General features: G+C 75.2%; 12 protein-coding genes. 3 read left to right on the top strand and 9 right to left on the bottom strand.

All coding sequences use genetic code 11. The features are described 5' to 3' along the window. Nucleotides 1-1,321: 1,321 nt before the first annotated feature. Complete coding sequence (locus ACZ6O2_RS10575) at nucleotides 1,322-2,836, bottom strand: replication-associated recombination protein A (RefSeq protein ID WP_466022679.1); 1,515 nt, start codon at nucleotides 2,834-2,836, stop codon at nucleotides 1,322-1,324. A 76-nt stretch (nucleotides 2,837-2,912) separates the two neighbouring features. Next, nucleotides 2,913-3,125 carry a hypothetical protein gene (locus tag ACZ6O2_RS10570; protein WP_350708997.1) on the bottom strand — a complete coding sequence of 71 codons (213 nt, stop codon included), beginning with the start codon at nucleotides 3,123-3,125 and terminating at the stop codon, nucleotides 2,913-2,915. 167 nt (nucleotides 3,126-3,292) lie between these two features. Between ACZ6O2_RS10570 and ACZ6O2_RS10565 the strand changes: the two genes are divergently transcribed. Continuing rightward, entirely contained in the window at nucleotides 3,293-4,033 is a 741-nt protein-coding gene (locus ACZ6O2_RS10565) for a GNAT family N-acetyltransferase (RefSeq protein ID WP_466022678.1), read from the top strand. Between the two features lie 53 nt (nucleotides 4,034-4,086). On the opposite strand, the gene ACZ6O2_RS10560 is transcribed toward ACZ6O2_RS10565, so the two are convergent. From ACZ6O2_RS10560 to ACZ6O2_RS10540, 5 genes are all read right to left on the bottom strand, one after another. Beyond that, complete coding sequence (locus tag ACZ6O2_RS10560) at nucleotides 4,087-5,505, bottom strand: MFS transporter (protein WP_466022677.1); 1,419 nt, start codon at nucleotides 5,503-5,505, stop codon at nucleotides 4,087-4,089. Beyond that, a complete protein-coding gene (locus tag ACZ6O2_RS10555) occupies nucleotides 5,502-6,098 on the bottom strand; it encodes a helix-turn-helix domain-containing protein (RefSeq protein ID WP_466022676.1) in 597 nt (198 codons plus the stop codon). The genes ACZ6O2_RS10560 and ACZ6O2_RS10555 overlap by 4 nt, the downstream gene beginning before the upstream one ends. Before the next feature lie 85 nt (nucleotides 6,099-6,183). Further along, on the bottom strand, nucleotides 6,184-6,999 hold the full coding sequence (locus ACZ6O2_RS10550) for an SDR family oxidoreductase (RefSeq protein ID WP_466022675.1): 816 nt from the start codon (nucleotides 6,997-6,999) through the stop codon (nucleotides 6,184-6,186). 75 nt (nucleotides 7,000-7,074) lie between these two features. Continuing rightward, on the bottom strand, nucleotides 7,075-8,880 hold the full coding sequence (gene aspS / locus ACZ6O2_RS10545) for an aspartate--tRNA ligase (protein WP_466022674.1): 1,806 nt from the start codon (nucleotides 8,878-8,880) through the stop codon (nucleotides 7,075-7,077). 122 nt (nucleotides 8,881-9,002) lie between these two features. Beyond that, nucleotides 9,003-9,773, bottom strand: coding sequence for a hypothetical protein (locus ACZ6O2_RS10540; RefSeq protein WP_350709009.1), 771 nt, complete (start codon nucleotides 9,771-9,773; stop codon nucleotides 9,003-9,005). A gap of 167 nt (nucleotides 9,774-9,940) precedes the next feature. On the opposite strand from ACZ6O2_RS10540, the gene ACZ6O2_RS10535 reads away from it, so the two are divergent. Then, nucleotides 9,941-10,618 (top strand): hypothetical protein, encoded by a 678-nt coding sequence (locus tag ACZ6O2_RS10535; protein WP_466022673.1) that lies wholly within the window; start codon nucleotides 9,941-9,943, stop codon nucleotides 10,616-10,618. Here the strand turns inward: ACZ6O2_RS10535 and ACZ6O2_RS10530 are convergent. Further along, nucleotides 10,608-10,913, bottom strand: a complete 306-nt coding sequence (locus tag ACZ6O2_RS10530) for an MFS transporter (protein ID WP_466022672.1) — start codon at nucleotides 10,911-10,913, stop codon at nucleotides 10,608-10,610. The genes ACZ6O2_RS10535 and ACZ6O2_RS10530 overlap by 11 nt on opposite strands. Nucleotides 10,914-11,017: 104 nt before the next feature. Next, nucleotides 11,018-12,067 carry a S1 family peptidase gene (locus tag ACZ6O2_RS10525; RefSeq protein ID WP_466022671.1) on the bottom strand — a complete coding sequence of 350 codons (1,050 nt, stop codon included), beginning with the start codon at nucleotides 12,065-12,067 and terminating at the stop codon, nucleotides 11,018-11,020. Nucleotides 12,068-12,319: 252 nt separating this feature from the next. Between ACZ6O2_RS10525 and ACZ6O2_RS10520 the strand changes: the two genes are divergently transcribed. Then, a complete protein-coding gene (locus tag ACZ6O2_RS10520; RefSeq protein ID WP_466022670.1) occupies nucleotides 12,320-13,150 on the top strand; it encodes an SGNH/GDSL hydrolase family protein in 831 nt (276 codons plus the stop codon). The last annotated feature ends 51 nt before the right edge of the window (nucleotides 13,151-13,201 follow it).

Here is a 13,201-nt window from a genome sequence, read left to right as displayed (position 1 = left end):
GCGGGACCGCCCTGCGCGGGCGCCGACCCGACGCCGGGCGGCGCGGAGGGCGCGCCGGGCACCGGCGGGGCATTGCCGGACCGGGGTACCACCGGCTCGTCCGGCTCGGCGGCGCGGCGTCGACCGGCCGGGCCGGGGCGGCGGCGGTCGGTCGCGTCCACGCCCGACGCGGCGCCGGGGGCGGCGGTCGGCGGGGCGGCCATCGGCGCGTTCCCGGTCGCCTCGGTCGACTGGGGGCCGCCGGCGTCGACCGGGCCGCGCCGCAGCCGACCGGCACGGGGGTCACGCTCGTCGGCCGGGGCGCTGCGCAGCTCACCGGTCGGGGTGCCGCGCAGCTCACCGGTCGGGCTGCCGCGCAACTCGCCGGTCGGGCTGCCGCGCAACTCGCCGGTCGGCGGGCCGAGGGGCGGCTGGGCGGCACCGGGTGGCGGGACGGCGACCCGGGCGGCGCCGACGGGACCTCCCGGGCGGCCGGAGGCGCCCGGCGCCGGCGCGGCACCCGGCGCGGGGGCCCGACCGGAACGCCTGCCCGGCGGTGGCGGATCCACCGGCGCCACGGCAGGCGTAGCGCCCGGAGCGCCCACCGGCGCACCCGCGGGCGGCCCGGATCGCGGGGCCCCGGCCGGCCCCGGGTGCGGGCGGACCGGCGGACCGGCGGGCGAGTGCGCCGACGGACCGGCGGGCACGGCCGGCGGGCCGAGGGGCGCACCGGCCGGCGGGCCGACGGGCGGACGCGGGCCGGGGGGCACATCGACCGACGGACCGACGGGCGGACGCGAGCCGCCCGGCGCACCGCCCTGACGGCCCGTGGCCGGGCCGCCCTGCGGGCCGGTCGGGGGGCCCGAGTCGGGTCGCGGGCGCCGGTCGGGCCCGTCCGGCCCGGGCTGCGGCCGCCCGGCCGCCGGGGCCCGGAGCGCGGACTCCGGTGCGGGTGCGGGACCGGAGGCGGGGGCCGCCGGGCCGGCCGGCCGGGGCTCCGCCGTGCCGGGCCAGGGACCGTCCGCCGGCCGGGGGCGCGGGGACTCCGCCCCGGCGCGGCGCACCGGAGGCGCGGCGGCCGGGCCGGGGCCACGGTGGGGCGGCCCGGAAGGGTCGGGAGGCGTCGGGACGCCCGGGGGCGGGGTCGGCTCCGCCCCGCCCGGCCCCAGCTCGGTGCGCTGCTGCTTGGCCGAGCGCAGGTCGTCGATCCAGCCGAACTCCTCGCCGCTGATGGGCTCCTCGGGCTCGGCCTCGGCCTTGCCCCGCCCCCAGCGGCGCCCCTTGGCGCGGGAGTCGCGCCGCTCGTCCGGGCCGTCCTCCGGTCGCTCCGAACCACGCGATCTCACTGCTGACCCTCTCCGGCGGCGTCACTGCCGCCCTCTCGCGTCGCGCCGGCGCCGCCCGTGTCCGCCGATCGGCGGCCGTTGCCCGCCGATCCGCCCGTCACCCCCACCGGTGTCTCCGGGGGCGTGGCCGGGGCCGGCAGCCCCCGCACGATGCGGCGCAGCAGCGGCAGCCGGGTGGCCACGGCCCGCTCCGCACCGTGCTGGCTCGGCCGGTAGTAGTCGGCACCGACAAGGTCGTCGGGGACGTACTGCTGGGTGACCACGCCGCGCTGGTCGTCGTGCGGGTAGCGGTAGCCGGTGCCGTGGCCCAGCCCCTTGGCGCCGGCGTAGTGCGCGTCGCGCAGCCCGCGGGGCACCGGCCCGCCTCGGCCGGCCCGCACGTCGGCGATCGCCGCGCCGATCGCGGCGGTGGCCGAGTTCGACTTCGGGGCGGTGGCCAGGTGGATCACCGCCTGGGCGAGGTTGAGCTGCGCCTCGGGCAGCCCGACGTACTCCACCGCGTGGGCGGCGGCGGTGGCGACGCTCAGCGCGGCCGGGTCGGCCATGCCGACGTCCTCGCTGGCGAAGATGACCAGGCGGCGGGCGATGAACCGGGCGTCCTCGCCGGCGACCAGCATCCGGGCCAGCCAGTGCAGCGCCGCGTCCACGTCCGAGCCGCGCATGCTCTTGATGAAGGCGCTGGTCACGTCGTAGTGGGCGTCGCCGGCGCGGTCGTAGCGCACCGCCGCCACGTCGACCGCCTGCTCGGCGGTGGCCAGGTCGATCCGCCCGGCGCCGAGCGCCGTGGCGGAGGCCGCCGCCGCCTCCAGCGCCGTGAGCGCCTTGCGCACGTCACCGGCCGCGAGGCGGACGAGGTGGTCCTCGGCCTCGGTCTCCAGGGTCAGCGCGCCGCCGAGCCCGCGCTCGTCGGCGACCGCGCGGCGCAACAGGCCGCGCACCGCCGCGTCGTCCAACGGCTGGAGGGTGAGCAGCACGCACCGCGACAGCAGGGGTGAGATCACGGAGAAGTACGGGTTCTCGGTGGTCGCCGCCAGCAGGGTGACGGTGCGGTCCTCGACGGCGGCGAGCAACGAATCCTGCTGGGTCTTGCTGAACCGGTGCACCTCGTCGATGAAGAGCACGGTCTGCGGGCCGCCGGAGCGACGCTGCCGGCGGGCGGTCTCGATCACCGCGCGCACGTCCTTCACCCCGGCGGTGAGCGCCGACATGGCGACGAAGCGGCGGTCGGTGGCCCGGGCCACCAGGTGCGCGATGGTCGTCTTGCCGCTGCCCGGCGGCCCCCACAGGATGACCGACATCGGCGCGCTGGCGGAGACCAGCTGGCGCAGCGGGGCGCCCGGCGCGAGCAGGTGGTCCTGCCCGACGAGCTCGTCGATGCTGCGCGGGCGCATCCGGACCGGCAGGGGCGAATCCTCCCCCACCGCCGTGAAGCCGTCCACACCGACGGAACCCGCGGGCGCGGGGGGCGCTCCGGCGGGCTCACCGAGGGAGAAGAGGGCGTCGGACTCCATCACGAGAACAGTACCGGTCCCGACCGACGGCGCCGGAAGCGCGCCGTCGGGCGGGACCGCTGGTGATCGTTTACGGTCAGCCCCGGCCCGGACGCCGGCCCCGGTACCACCGGCCGCCGCCCCCGCCGCGCGGGGCGCTGCCGACCCCGGCGAGGTAGAGGGAGAGCAACAGCAGGCCCAGCATCAGCAGGGTGGACGGGTTCAGCAGGTCCGGCGCACCGAGGTTGGTGTCGAAGAGGTCGAGCAGCAGGGCGAAGCCGAAAACGATCGCCGCGAGAATGGCGAGCATGGCGTTCCTCCGGTGGGGGGTTCCCAGTAGGTCGGCGCGGGATGTACCCAATCGGTCCGCTCGCCAATCTCCACGGTGGACCGCACCCGGTTCTGGGTGCGGTCCGGGTTCCGCCGACGGGAGCTGGTCCGCCGACGGGAGCACGGCGGGCGTTCTAGGCTGGCGACATGATCATCGCCGACCAGGTCCTGGAGGGGCGGGACGCCATCCTGGCGGCTGCCGACCACCACCCGTACGCCCGACACTCGCTCTGGCTCGGCGAGCAGCCGCGCGGCTGGCGGCGCGACGACGCGGTGGGTTGGCTGCTCCCGGCGGAGCACGGCCCGGCCGGCGGCGCGATCGGCGCGCCCGGGCCGGCGGTCGACGTCTTCGCCGACCTCGTCGCGCGGGGCGTGCTCCGGTCCGGCCAGTGGCTGCACCTGCCGCGGCTCGACCCGGCGGCGCTGGCCGGCCGGCTGGCCGTGGCCCGGCACGACGAGTGGGACTTCCTCTGGACCGCCGCCGCGCCCCCGCGCCAACCGGAGGAGGAGCGGGTGGTCCGGCTCACCGGGGCCGACCACCCGGCGCTGACGGCGCTGATCGACGAGGCGTTCCCGACCACCACCTCGCGTCCGGGCGACCCCCGGGTCGTCGACTGGTACGGCATCCGCGACGGCGACCGGATCGTCGCCTGCGGGGCGGACCGCAGCCGGGGCGACGTCGGCTTCCTCGCCGGCCTGACCGTCGCCCCCGACCGGCGCGGCCGGGGGCTGGGCGCGGCGCTGACCGCCGGGATGGCCCGGACGCTGTTCGCCCGCCACGACACCGTGGCGCTCGGCGTCTACACCGTCAACGTCGGGGCGATCCGGCTCTACCGGCGGCTCGGCTTTACCAGCACCCTGGCCCGCAGCTCGGTGCACCTGGCCTGAGCGCGCCGGCGGGCCCCTCTCCCGGGCCCGCCGACACCCGACGCTCAACCGCCCTACGCCGGGGCGGACGCGGCGTCCACCTCCGACCGCCCACTCACCGGCTCGACGGAACCGGTCCCCGACGCGGATCCGGCACCCGGAGCGGAGACCGGGCCGGAGGCGGCAACGGCCTCCGGAGCCGGGAGCGGGCCGGACGCGGGAGCGGCCTCCGACGCGGGCACGAGGTCGGGGCTGGCCGGGGTGCGGCGGCCGGCGCGCCAGGCGGGCAGGTAGAGCGGGGCGGCGACGGCCAGCACCACGGCGCCGACGAACATGGCGGTGCTGATGCTGGTGGCCTCGGCCAGCATCATGAGCACCACCCCGCCGAGCGCCCCCGCCGGCTGGGCCATCATCGAGTTCAGCGAGAGCACGCTGGTCCGGTACGGGCCGTCGACCTGGCGGTGCAGCAGCCCCGTGTGCAGCGGGTTGGACGCCCCGTGGACGGCGTAGCAGGCCAGGTACGCGACCAGCACCCCGACGGGGCCGGCGAGCAGCCCCATCGCGACCACGGTGACGCCCTGGAGCACCCGCATGAGCGCTGCGGCGGGGGCCGCACCCAGCCGGCGCAGCAGGAATGGGGTGAGCGCGGCGCCGGCCGCGTTGGCCAGCCAGGCGGCCGAGCTGGCCGGGCCGAGCAGCGCGGCGGCCCGGTCGGCGTCGCCGACGACCTCGGCGAGCCGGATGGGCAACAGGGACTCGAAGGTGACCATGCCGAAGCCCCAGAACAGCTCGACGGCGACCAGGGCGAGCAGCACCCGGGAGCGGCGCAGCAGGCCGAACGCCTGCCCGACCATCCGCGGCGCCTCGACGACGGAGGCGCGCAGCGCTCCCGCGCCCCGGGCCGGCCGGGTCTCGACCATCAGCACCAGCAGGGCGACCAGGGCGACCGCCTGCAGCGCGATGGCCACGAGCACCGGCAGGGTGAGCGCGCTGACCGACCCGACCGGGCCGAGAGCGACCAGCCCGCCGCTGAGCAGCGCGCCGGCGCCGATGGCGAGGCCGATCACGGTGCCGGCGAGGCCGAGGCCGTGCTCGTACTCGGCGTCGGGATCGGCGGCCAGGGTGGCGTCGACGTACCAGGACTCCAGGGGGCCGCTGTCCAGCGCCCGATAGACACCCTGCAACGCCCACGAGACGAAGAACAGCCAGAACGAGTCGGCCACCGCGAAGACGGCCAGCGAGGCCAGGCAGACCACCCAGGCGGCGACCAGCACCGGCTTGCGGCCGAGCGCGTCGGCCAGCCCACCGGTGGGCAGTTCCAGCGCCAGCACCACCAGCCCCTGGGCGGTGGCCACTAGGCCGATCTGGGACAGCGACAGGCCGCGCTCCTGCATCAGCAGGATCATCACCGGGATCAGCAGGCCGCCGGGCAACCAGCGCAGGCCGTAGAGGGCGAGGTAGCGGAACCGGACCTGGCGTACGGACGCGCTCACCGGAACTCCTTCAGCAGCGGGTAGGCGGCGAGCCAGATCTGCACCTGCTCGGCGCCGGGAGCGGCCGGCTCGGCGTCGGCTTCGTTGCGGTAGCGCTCGAGTACCTGCCCCAGCTCGGCCTGGAGCGCCGCCAGCCGCTCGACCGGAATGGTCATGAAGATGTCGTCCATGCCGAAGGCGTCCCGCCAGGCCGGGGACCACTCGTGCTGGGTGGCAAACCACTGCTCGGCGTGCTCGGCCAGGTGGCGCACCTGGTCGCCCTGGATCCACTCGATCGCGGCGCGGGCGTCCGGGTCGTCGTCGAAGTCGCTGGTCTCCCAGCTGGTGACGTCGTGCGCGGCCCGCCACCAGCGCTGCCGGCCCGTCCCCCGGTCCGGATCCTCGACGACGAGCCCGACCTCGGCGAGCTGGCGCAGGTGGTAGCTGGTGGCACCGGTGTTCGTGTTCAGCAGCTCGGCGAGGGTGGTCGCCGTCGCCGGCCCCTTCACCCGCAGCGCCCCGAGCAGGCGCAGTCGCAGCGGGTGCGCCAGTACGCGCACCTGCCGGTGGTCGAGGCGCACGCTGCGCGGCGCCGGCTTCCCGTCGTCTCCCATGGCCGCACGATATCCGTGCACACTTTCTATGCACAAGACTTGTGCATAGAAAGTGTGCAGCATCCGACAGGGCGGGCCCGAGGGCTCAGGGGGCGAGAATTTCGCCGATCCCGCGCAGGCGGGCGCGCAGCAGGGCGGCGGCGCGGGACGAGTCGAGGCGTACCTCGGCGGGGCGGACGAGGCCCGAGAAAGCGCTGGTGGTGGTCCTCAGCCCGGCCGGGTCGAGGCCGAACCGCGCCGCCACCAGCAGGCCCATCTCCGCCCGGCTGACCGCGTCCGGGCCGGCCACGTTGAGGGGGCCGGCGTGGTCGGTGGCGATCAGTTCCAGAACGGCGGCGGCCAGGTCGGCCACGTCGACCGGGCAGCGGACCTCGTCGGTGAACAGGGCGGCCCGCCCCGCGAGGGCGTCGAGGCAGAGTTGGATCTGCTTGCTCCGCTCGTCGCCGACGATCAGGGAGGTACGCACCAGGGCCGCGCCCGGGTCGATCGCCCGCACAGCGGTCTCGGCCGCCGCCTTCGCCGCCCCGTACGGGAAGACCGGGCTGGGCGGCTCGTCGTCGCCGTACGGCTCGGGGCGGCCGGCGTGCAGCGCGTCGCTGGACAGGTGCACCAGCCGCGCCCCCGCCTCGGCGGCCGCGTACGCGACGTGCGCCGCCCCGTCGGCGGTCACCGTCCACTCGGCGTACCGGTAGGGGGTGCTGACCACGGCGTCGGGGCGGACCCGGGCGACCAGTTCGCGCACGGCGGACCGGTCCGTCACGTCCAGGCGGTGCGCCTCGACGCCGGGCACCTCGACCCCGCCCGAGTGGTACGTCCCGACCACCCGCTCCCCCGCCGCGACCGCCTGCCGGCAGACCTCACCGCCGAGGTACCCGCTGGCCCCCACCACGAGCAGCGTCACGCCGCCCCCCTTCAGCCGGCGATCGCGGGTTCGCGCCCGTCACGATGCGAACCCGCGATCGTCAGGTGTCCGCGATCAGGTCGGGTCGGCGACCGGGGCGGCCGGGCCGGCCGTGCCGGTGTGCGCCGCCGCCGGGGGCTTCGGCTTGGCGTCGATGCCGGCCTCGGTGCGCTGCTGCGCGGTGATCGGCGTCGGCGCGCCGGTCAGCGGGTCGAAGCCGCCCCGGGTCTTCGGGAAGGCGATCACCTCGCGGATCGAGTCCGCGCCGGCGAGCAGCATGCAGACCCGGTCCCAGCCGAAGGCGATGCCGCCGTGCGGCGGGGCGCCGTACTTGAACGCCTCCAGCAGGAAGCCGAACTTGTCCTGCGCCTCCTCGGGGGTGATGCCGAGCAGGTCGAAGACACGCTGCTGCACGTCGCCCCGGTGGATACGGATCGAGCCGCCGCCGATCTCGTTGCCGTTGCAGACGATGTCGTACGCGTAGGCCAGCGCCCGGTCCGGCGCCTCCTCGAACCGGTCGACCCACTCCGCGTTCGGCGAGGTGAACGGGTGGTGCACGGCCGTCCAGCCGCCCTCGTCCGTACGCTCGAACATCGGCGCGTCGACCACCCAGCAGAACGCCCAGGCGCTCTCGTCGACCAGGCCGGCCCGCTTGGCGATCTCGATCCGGGCCGCGCCGAGCAGCTCCTGCGCCTCCCGGGTGTTGGCGCTGGCGGCGAAGAACACCGCGTCGCCCGGCTTGGCGCCGACCGCGTCGGCCAGCCCGCCCAGGTGCTCGGCGGAGAGGTTCTTCGCCACCGGCCCGCGCGCCTCGCCGGTCTCCGCGTCGAGCACCACGTACGCGAGACCGCGCGCGCCGCGCGCCTTGGCCCAGTCCTGCCAGCCGTCCAGCTCCTTGCGGCTCTGGGCCGCCCCGCCCGGCATGACGACCGCGCCCACGTAGCCGCCGGCGTCGATGGCCCCGGCGAAGACCCGGAACTCGGTGCCGCGCAGGTAGTCGGTCAGCTCGGTCAGCTCGACGCCGTAGCGCAGGTCCGGCTTGTCGGAGCCGTACCGGGCCATCGCGTCGTGCCAGGTGATGCGCGGGATCGGCCGGGAGATCTCGTGGCCGGCCAGGTCCTTCCAGAGCGCCGAGACGATCGCCTCGCCGAGGTCGATCACGTCATCCTCGGTGACGAACGACATCTCGATGTCGAGCTGGGTGAACTCCGGCTGCCGGTCGGCGCGGAAGTCCTCGTCCCGGTAACAGCGGGCGATCTGGTAGTACCGCTCCATGCCGCCGACCATTAGCAGCTGCTTGAACAGCTGCGGCGACTGTGGCAGCGCGTACCAGCTGCCCGGCTGCAGGCGCACGGGCACCAGGAAGTCGCGGGCACCCTCCGGGGTGGACCGGGTCAGCGTCGGGGTCTCGATCTCCAGGAAGTCCCGCTCGTGCAGCACCGCGCGGGCGAGCTGGTTGGCGCGCGAGCGCAGCCGCATCGCCTTCGCCGGGCCGCTGCGGCGCAGGTCGAGGTAGCGGTAACGCAGCCGGATGTCGTCGCCGGCCTCCACCTGGTCGTCCACCGGCAGCGGCAGGGGCGCCGCCTCGGAGAGCACCTCCAGCTCGGCGGCGGTCACCTCGATGTCGCCGGTCGGCAGATCCGGGTTCTCATTGCCCTCGGGCCGGCGGGTCACCTCGCCGGTGACCCGGACGCAGAACTCGTTGCGCAGCGCGTGCGCGTCCTCCTCGCGGAACACCACCTGGACCACGCCGGAGCCGTCGCGCAGGTCCACGAAGATCACGCCGCCGTGGTCGCGCCGGCGGGCAACCCAGCCGGCGAGCGTCACCGTGGTGCCGGCGTCCGTCGCGCGCAGGCTGCCGGCGTCATGGGTACGGATCACGACTCGCGTCTCCTCATCTGCGGTACACCGTTACCCCTGGCATTCTGTCAGCCTTCCCCGGAGCACCGTTGCGGGGTGAGGAAGGCGGGGACGGCCACCGCCGACGCGGACGCGCTTCCGCCCTACAGCGGGATGTCCCAGGCCCGCACGGTCACCACCACCGTGCCGTCGTCGCCGACGTCGGTGACCTGCAACAGCGCCATCTTCCAGGTGTCGCCGCGCTCCTTCGCGTCACCCAGGGAGGTCTTGATGCAGATCGCCACGCCCTTGCGGGCGGGGACGTTGATGTCCGGGCCGATGGGGCCCTTGTCGATCCGGTCGTTGCAGTCGGCGGCGCCGAGCGAAGCGCTGTCGACCTGACTGCCCTTCGTGCCCCTGGTCAGGTTGAAGTACGACGAGTTGCCCCCGCAGCGGGCGGTGAACCGGATCTCCTCGCCGTCGCTGACCCGCACCTCGGGCTTGTCGAGGTCGATGTCCACGTAGCTGTCGCAGCCCGCCCGCAGGGTGAGTTCCTCCCCGACGTACTTGTCGGTGTAGCGGGTCTGCTGGTTGAGTGACGGCTCGCCGCTCCCGCCGGGCGTCGGCCCGGACGGCGACTCCGCCCCCGTCTGTTCCGGAGCCGGCGTGGTCGACTCGTTCGTCGGCTCGCCCGGGCCCGGCGGCGGGTCGAGGGGCCGCCCCGCGCCGGCCGCCCGGGCGATGTCCCGGGCGTCGTTGGCCTGGTCGAGTGCCCGTAGCGACAGCGCCGTGGCCAGCAGCCCCAGGACGAGGGCCAGCACGGCCGCGCCGGCCGCGACCAGGGGCCAGCGGCTGCCGCCGCTCGACTTCGGCGCTCCCGGACCGGCCGGGCCGGAGGACGGCGACACCGGGGCGCCCTGCTGGTCGGAGGTCATGTCGTGGCTCCTCACGTCGGGACGGTCATCGGCCGGACACGGGGCGCATTTATCGCAGAAAGTTGTCAAGATCGCTGTCGGCAACCCGTCACCCAACGGGATCACCTCGTCACGGGCGAGCCGGGATAATGAACCACCCCCATCGATCTTGTGCAGGTGAGACCCCCATGACCGAGCCGGTGACCGGCACGGATTCCGCCCGTCGCCGGCGGGGGTTGACCCCCGGCGAGAAGATCGGCGCCGCGATCGGTCTGGCCAGCCTGCTCGTCGCCGCGCTCGCCTGGCAGTGGCCCCGGCAGGGCCAGGGACCAGCGGCCACGCCACCGCCCAGCCCCAGCCTGGCCACGACCGGTGCCACCGCCGCGCCACCCGTCGCCACCACCTCCGCGGCCCCCGCCGGATCCGCCGGCCGGACGTACCTCGACACGCTGACGCCCGAGACCGGCGGGCCGTACCTGCAACCGTTGCCGCGCGCGCTGACCGGTCGCTCCGACCTGCCGCATCCGGTCGTGCTCTCCTGCCCGACCAACGACGGCGAGGACCGGAGCCGGTCGGTCAGCTACCCGCTCAAGCGTCGCTACCTGGACTTCTCCGCCAATTTCCGGGCCTGGTACCCGCCGGATGAGGACCCGGAGTCGGCCGTACGGATCAGCGCCGTGGTGACCGTCCGGGAGCCCGACGACACCCTGACCCGACAGCCCCGGCCGGGCCGGACGACGACGATGTCCCGACCGGCGCAGCCGCTGTCGTTCTCCGTGGAGGGGGGCGACCTGCTGACGCTGACCGTGGAGTGCGACTTCGGCGGGGGCGTCGCCGTCCTCGCCGACGCCGGCCTCAGCCGCTGACCGCCAGGAAGCACTGCACCCCGATCAGCAGGCGGCGACGGTCGAGGGTGTCGGCCAGCGCGCCGGCGGGCAGGGCGAGCAGCAGCACGGGCAGCATGCTGGCGGTCTGCACGAGCGACACCAGCGTCGAGGCGTTGGCCTCGTCGACGAGCAGCCACTGGGCGCCGACCGTCTGCATCCAGGTGCCCACGTTGCTGGCCAGCACCGCCAGCCAGAGGCTGCGGAACGCGGCGAGCCGCAGCGGGGCCCAGGCGGAGGGGGCCACGTCGGCGGGCGAGGTCGCGGGGGCGTTCACCGACCGGAACGTACCCCGGCCGGCCCGGTCCAGTCCGGCGAACCGGGCCGGGGCACACGCGAGCGGGCCGCCGGATCACTCGGCGGCCCGCTCGCGTGCGATCGTCAGTAGACGCTGACGCCGTAGCGGCTCAGCGCCTCGGTGACCGGCTGGAAGTAGGTGGTGCCGCCCCAGCTGCAGTTGCCGCTGCCGCCGGAGGTCAGGCCCAGGGCGGTGGAGCCGCTGAACAGCGAGCCGCCGCTGTCGCCCGGCTCGGCGCAGACGTTGGTGCGGATCAGGCCGGAGACCGAGCCCTCGGCGTAGTTCACCGTGGCGTTGAGGGCGGTCACCGAGCCGCCGCGCAGGCCGGTGGTGCTGCCGGAGCGCTGCACGGACTGGCCGACGTACGCGTTGCCGGCGGCGGTGATGTCGCGGTAGCTGCCGTTGTAGAGGGAGACGTTGCCGGGCTGGGCGGTCGTGCTGCTGTAGCGCACGATGCCGTAGTCGTTGCCCGGGAAGCTGGTGCCGGCGCGGGCGCCCAGGTAGGCGGTCTGCGACGAGTTCGAGTACCAGCTCGACGAGATGTTGGTGCAGTGCCCGGCGGTCAGGAAGTAGTAGGTGCTGCCGCTGCGGACGTTGAAGCCCAGGGAGCAGCGACCGCCGCCACCGGCGTAGATGGCCTGGCCGCCGGAGATCCGGGTGCTCAGCACGCCGGCCTCGGCCTCGATCCGGATGGCGCCGTTCATCCGCGCGGCGGCGGCCTTGACGCGCTCCAGCTTGGCGCCGGTCACGGTGCTGTCGACGGAGACGACGACCTGGTTGGTGGCCGGGTCGGTCCACCAGGCGGTGCCGGGGATCTTCGCGGAGCGGTCCAGCTCGGCGGTGGCCCGGGCCAGCTCGCCGGCGCCGCGCTTGACGATCTTCGGGGTCGCGCCGGCGGCGGCGACCTGCCGGGCGGCGAGCGCGTCGGTCACGGTGACGACCATCTTGCCGCTGGCGTCGGCGTACGTGCCGGCGGACCGGTCGCCGAGGCGCTCGGCCAGGCCGGCGGCGGCGTCCGGAGAGGCGGACGCGGGCGCGGCCTGGGCGGGCGCGCCGATCAGCGAGCCGGCGACCAGGGCTCCGGCGGCGGCGATGGTGGCGGCGCGACGGAGCGAGGACCTCGTGGGTCGCATGCAACAACCTCCAGGGAGGGGACGACTGGCCCCCCGTCGGGGCGAGGGGCCGGGACCATGCCGGCCGATCTGGGGCAATCGGCCAGACTGACTGAAGTATTCACATATTTAAGATCGTAGGCAAGACCCAGCTTTGTCCTTTTCGCCCCGGCTGCGGCCGTCACCAGTCCGAAACATTGTGGACACAGACGTCCGTCTATACGCTCTGTTCACCGCACCACCACCCTCGGCACCCGCGACCCGGAGGCCATCATGAAGTCCATCCGACGGATGCTCGTCCCCCTCGCCGCAGTCACCGCCCTCGTCCTGCCGGCCGCCACCCCGGCCGCCGCCGACCCGGGCCCGCCCCCGACCTCGATGGCCAGCCTCGGCGACTCGATCACCCGCGGCTTCAACGCCTGCGGCTGGTACAGCGACTGCACCTCCCGGTCCTTCAGCACCGGCGACTACTCCACGGTGAACAGTCACTACCTGCGCATCCGCGCGACCAACGCGGCCATCGACGGTCGCAACCACAACGACGCGCGCAGCGGCGCGAAGTCCGCCGACATGTACGGCCAGGCCGGCACCGCCGTCAGCCAGGGCGTCGGCTACGTCACCATGCTGATCGGCGCCAACGACGCCTGCACGAGCACGGAGGCGGGGATGACCTCGGTGGCCACCTACCGGGCCAACATCGACGCCGCGCTCAACCGCCTCAAGTCCGGGCTGCCCAACGCCCGGGTGCAGCTGATCAGCGTGCCGGACATCCACCGGCTCTGGTCCGTCGGCAAGGACAGCGGCAGCGCCCGCAGCGCCTGGTCCCTGTTCGGCATCTGCCAGTCGATGCTCGCCAACCCGACCTCCACCGCCCAGGCGGACGTCGACCGACGCAACCGGGTACGCCAGCGGGTGGTCGACTACAACACCCAGCTCGCCCAGGCCTGCGCGGCGTACGGCCCGAACTGCAACTTCGACGACAACGCCGTGTTCGGCTACCCGTTCACCCTCAGCCAGCTCTCCAGCTGGGACTACTTCCACCCCAACACCAGCGGGCAGCAGGTCCTCGCGAGCGTCTCGTACGCCGCCGGTTTCGGCTGGTAGCGCGCGGAGCCGACGCGCGGGCGGCGACCACCGTCCGCGCGTCGCCCCGCG

It is taken from the genome of Micromonospora sp. NPDC048040, assembly GCF_055587185.1.
This window is presented reverse-complemented; position numbering and strand designations above follow the sequence as displayed.

What these genes read in the sequence shown, in the direction of transcription:
- ACZ6O2_RS10575 (WP_466022679.1), bottom strand. Translation starts at nt 2,836, where the DNA reads ATGGAGTCCGACGCCCTCTTCTCCCTCGGTGAGCCCGCCGGAGCGCCC.
- ACZ6O2_RS10570 (WP_350708997.1), bottom strand. Translation starts at nt 3,125, where the DNA reads ATGCTCGCCATTCTCGCGGCGATCGTTTTCGGCTTCGCCCTGCTGCTC.
- ACZ6O2_RS10565 (WP_466022678.1), top strand. Translation starts at nt 3,293, where the DNA reads ATGATCATCGCCGACCAGGTCCTGGAGGGGCGGGACGCCATCCTGGCG.
- ACZ6O2_RS10555 (WP_466022676.1), bottom strand. Translation starts at nt 6,098, where the DNA reads ATGGGAGACGACGGGAAGCCGGCGCCGCGCAGCGTGCGCCTCGACCAC.
- ACZ6O2_RS10540 (WP_350709009.1), bottom strand. Translation starts at nt 9,773, where the DNA reads ATGACCTCCGACCAGCAGGGCGCCCCGGTGTCGCCGTCCTCCGGCCCG.
- ACZ6O2_RS10535 (WP_466022673.1), top strand. Translation starts at nt 9,941, where the DNA reads ATGACCGAGCCGGTGACCGGCACGGATTCCGCCCGTCGCCGGCGGGGG.
- ACZ6O2_RS10525 (WP_466022671.1), bottom strand. Translation starts at nt 12,067, where the DNA reads ATGCGACCCACGAGGTCCTCGCTCCGTCGCGCCGCCACCATCGCCGCC.
- ACZ6O2_RS10520 (WP_466022670.1), top strand. Translation starts at nt 12,320, where the DNA reads ATGAAGTCCATCCGACGGATGCTCGTCCCCCTCGCCGCAGTCACCGCC.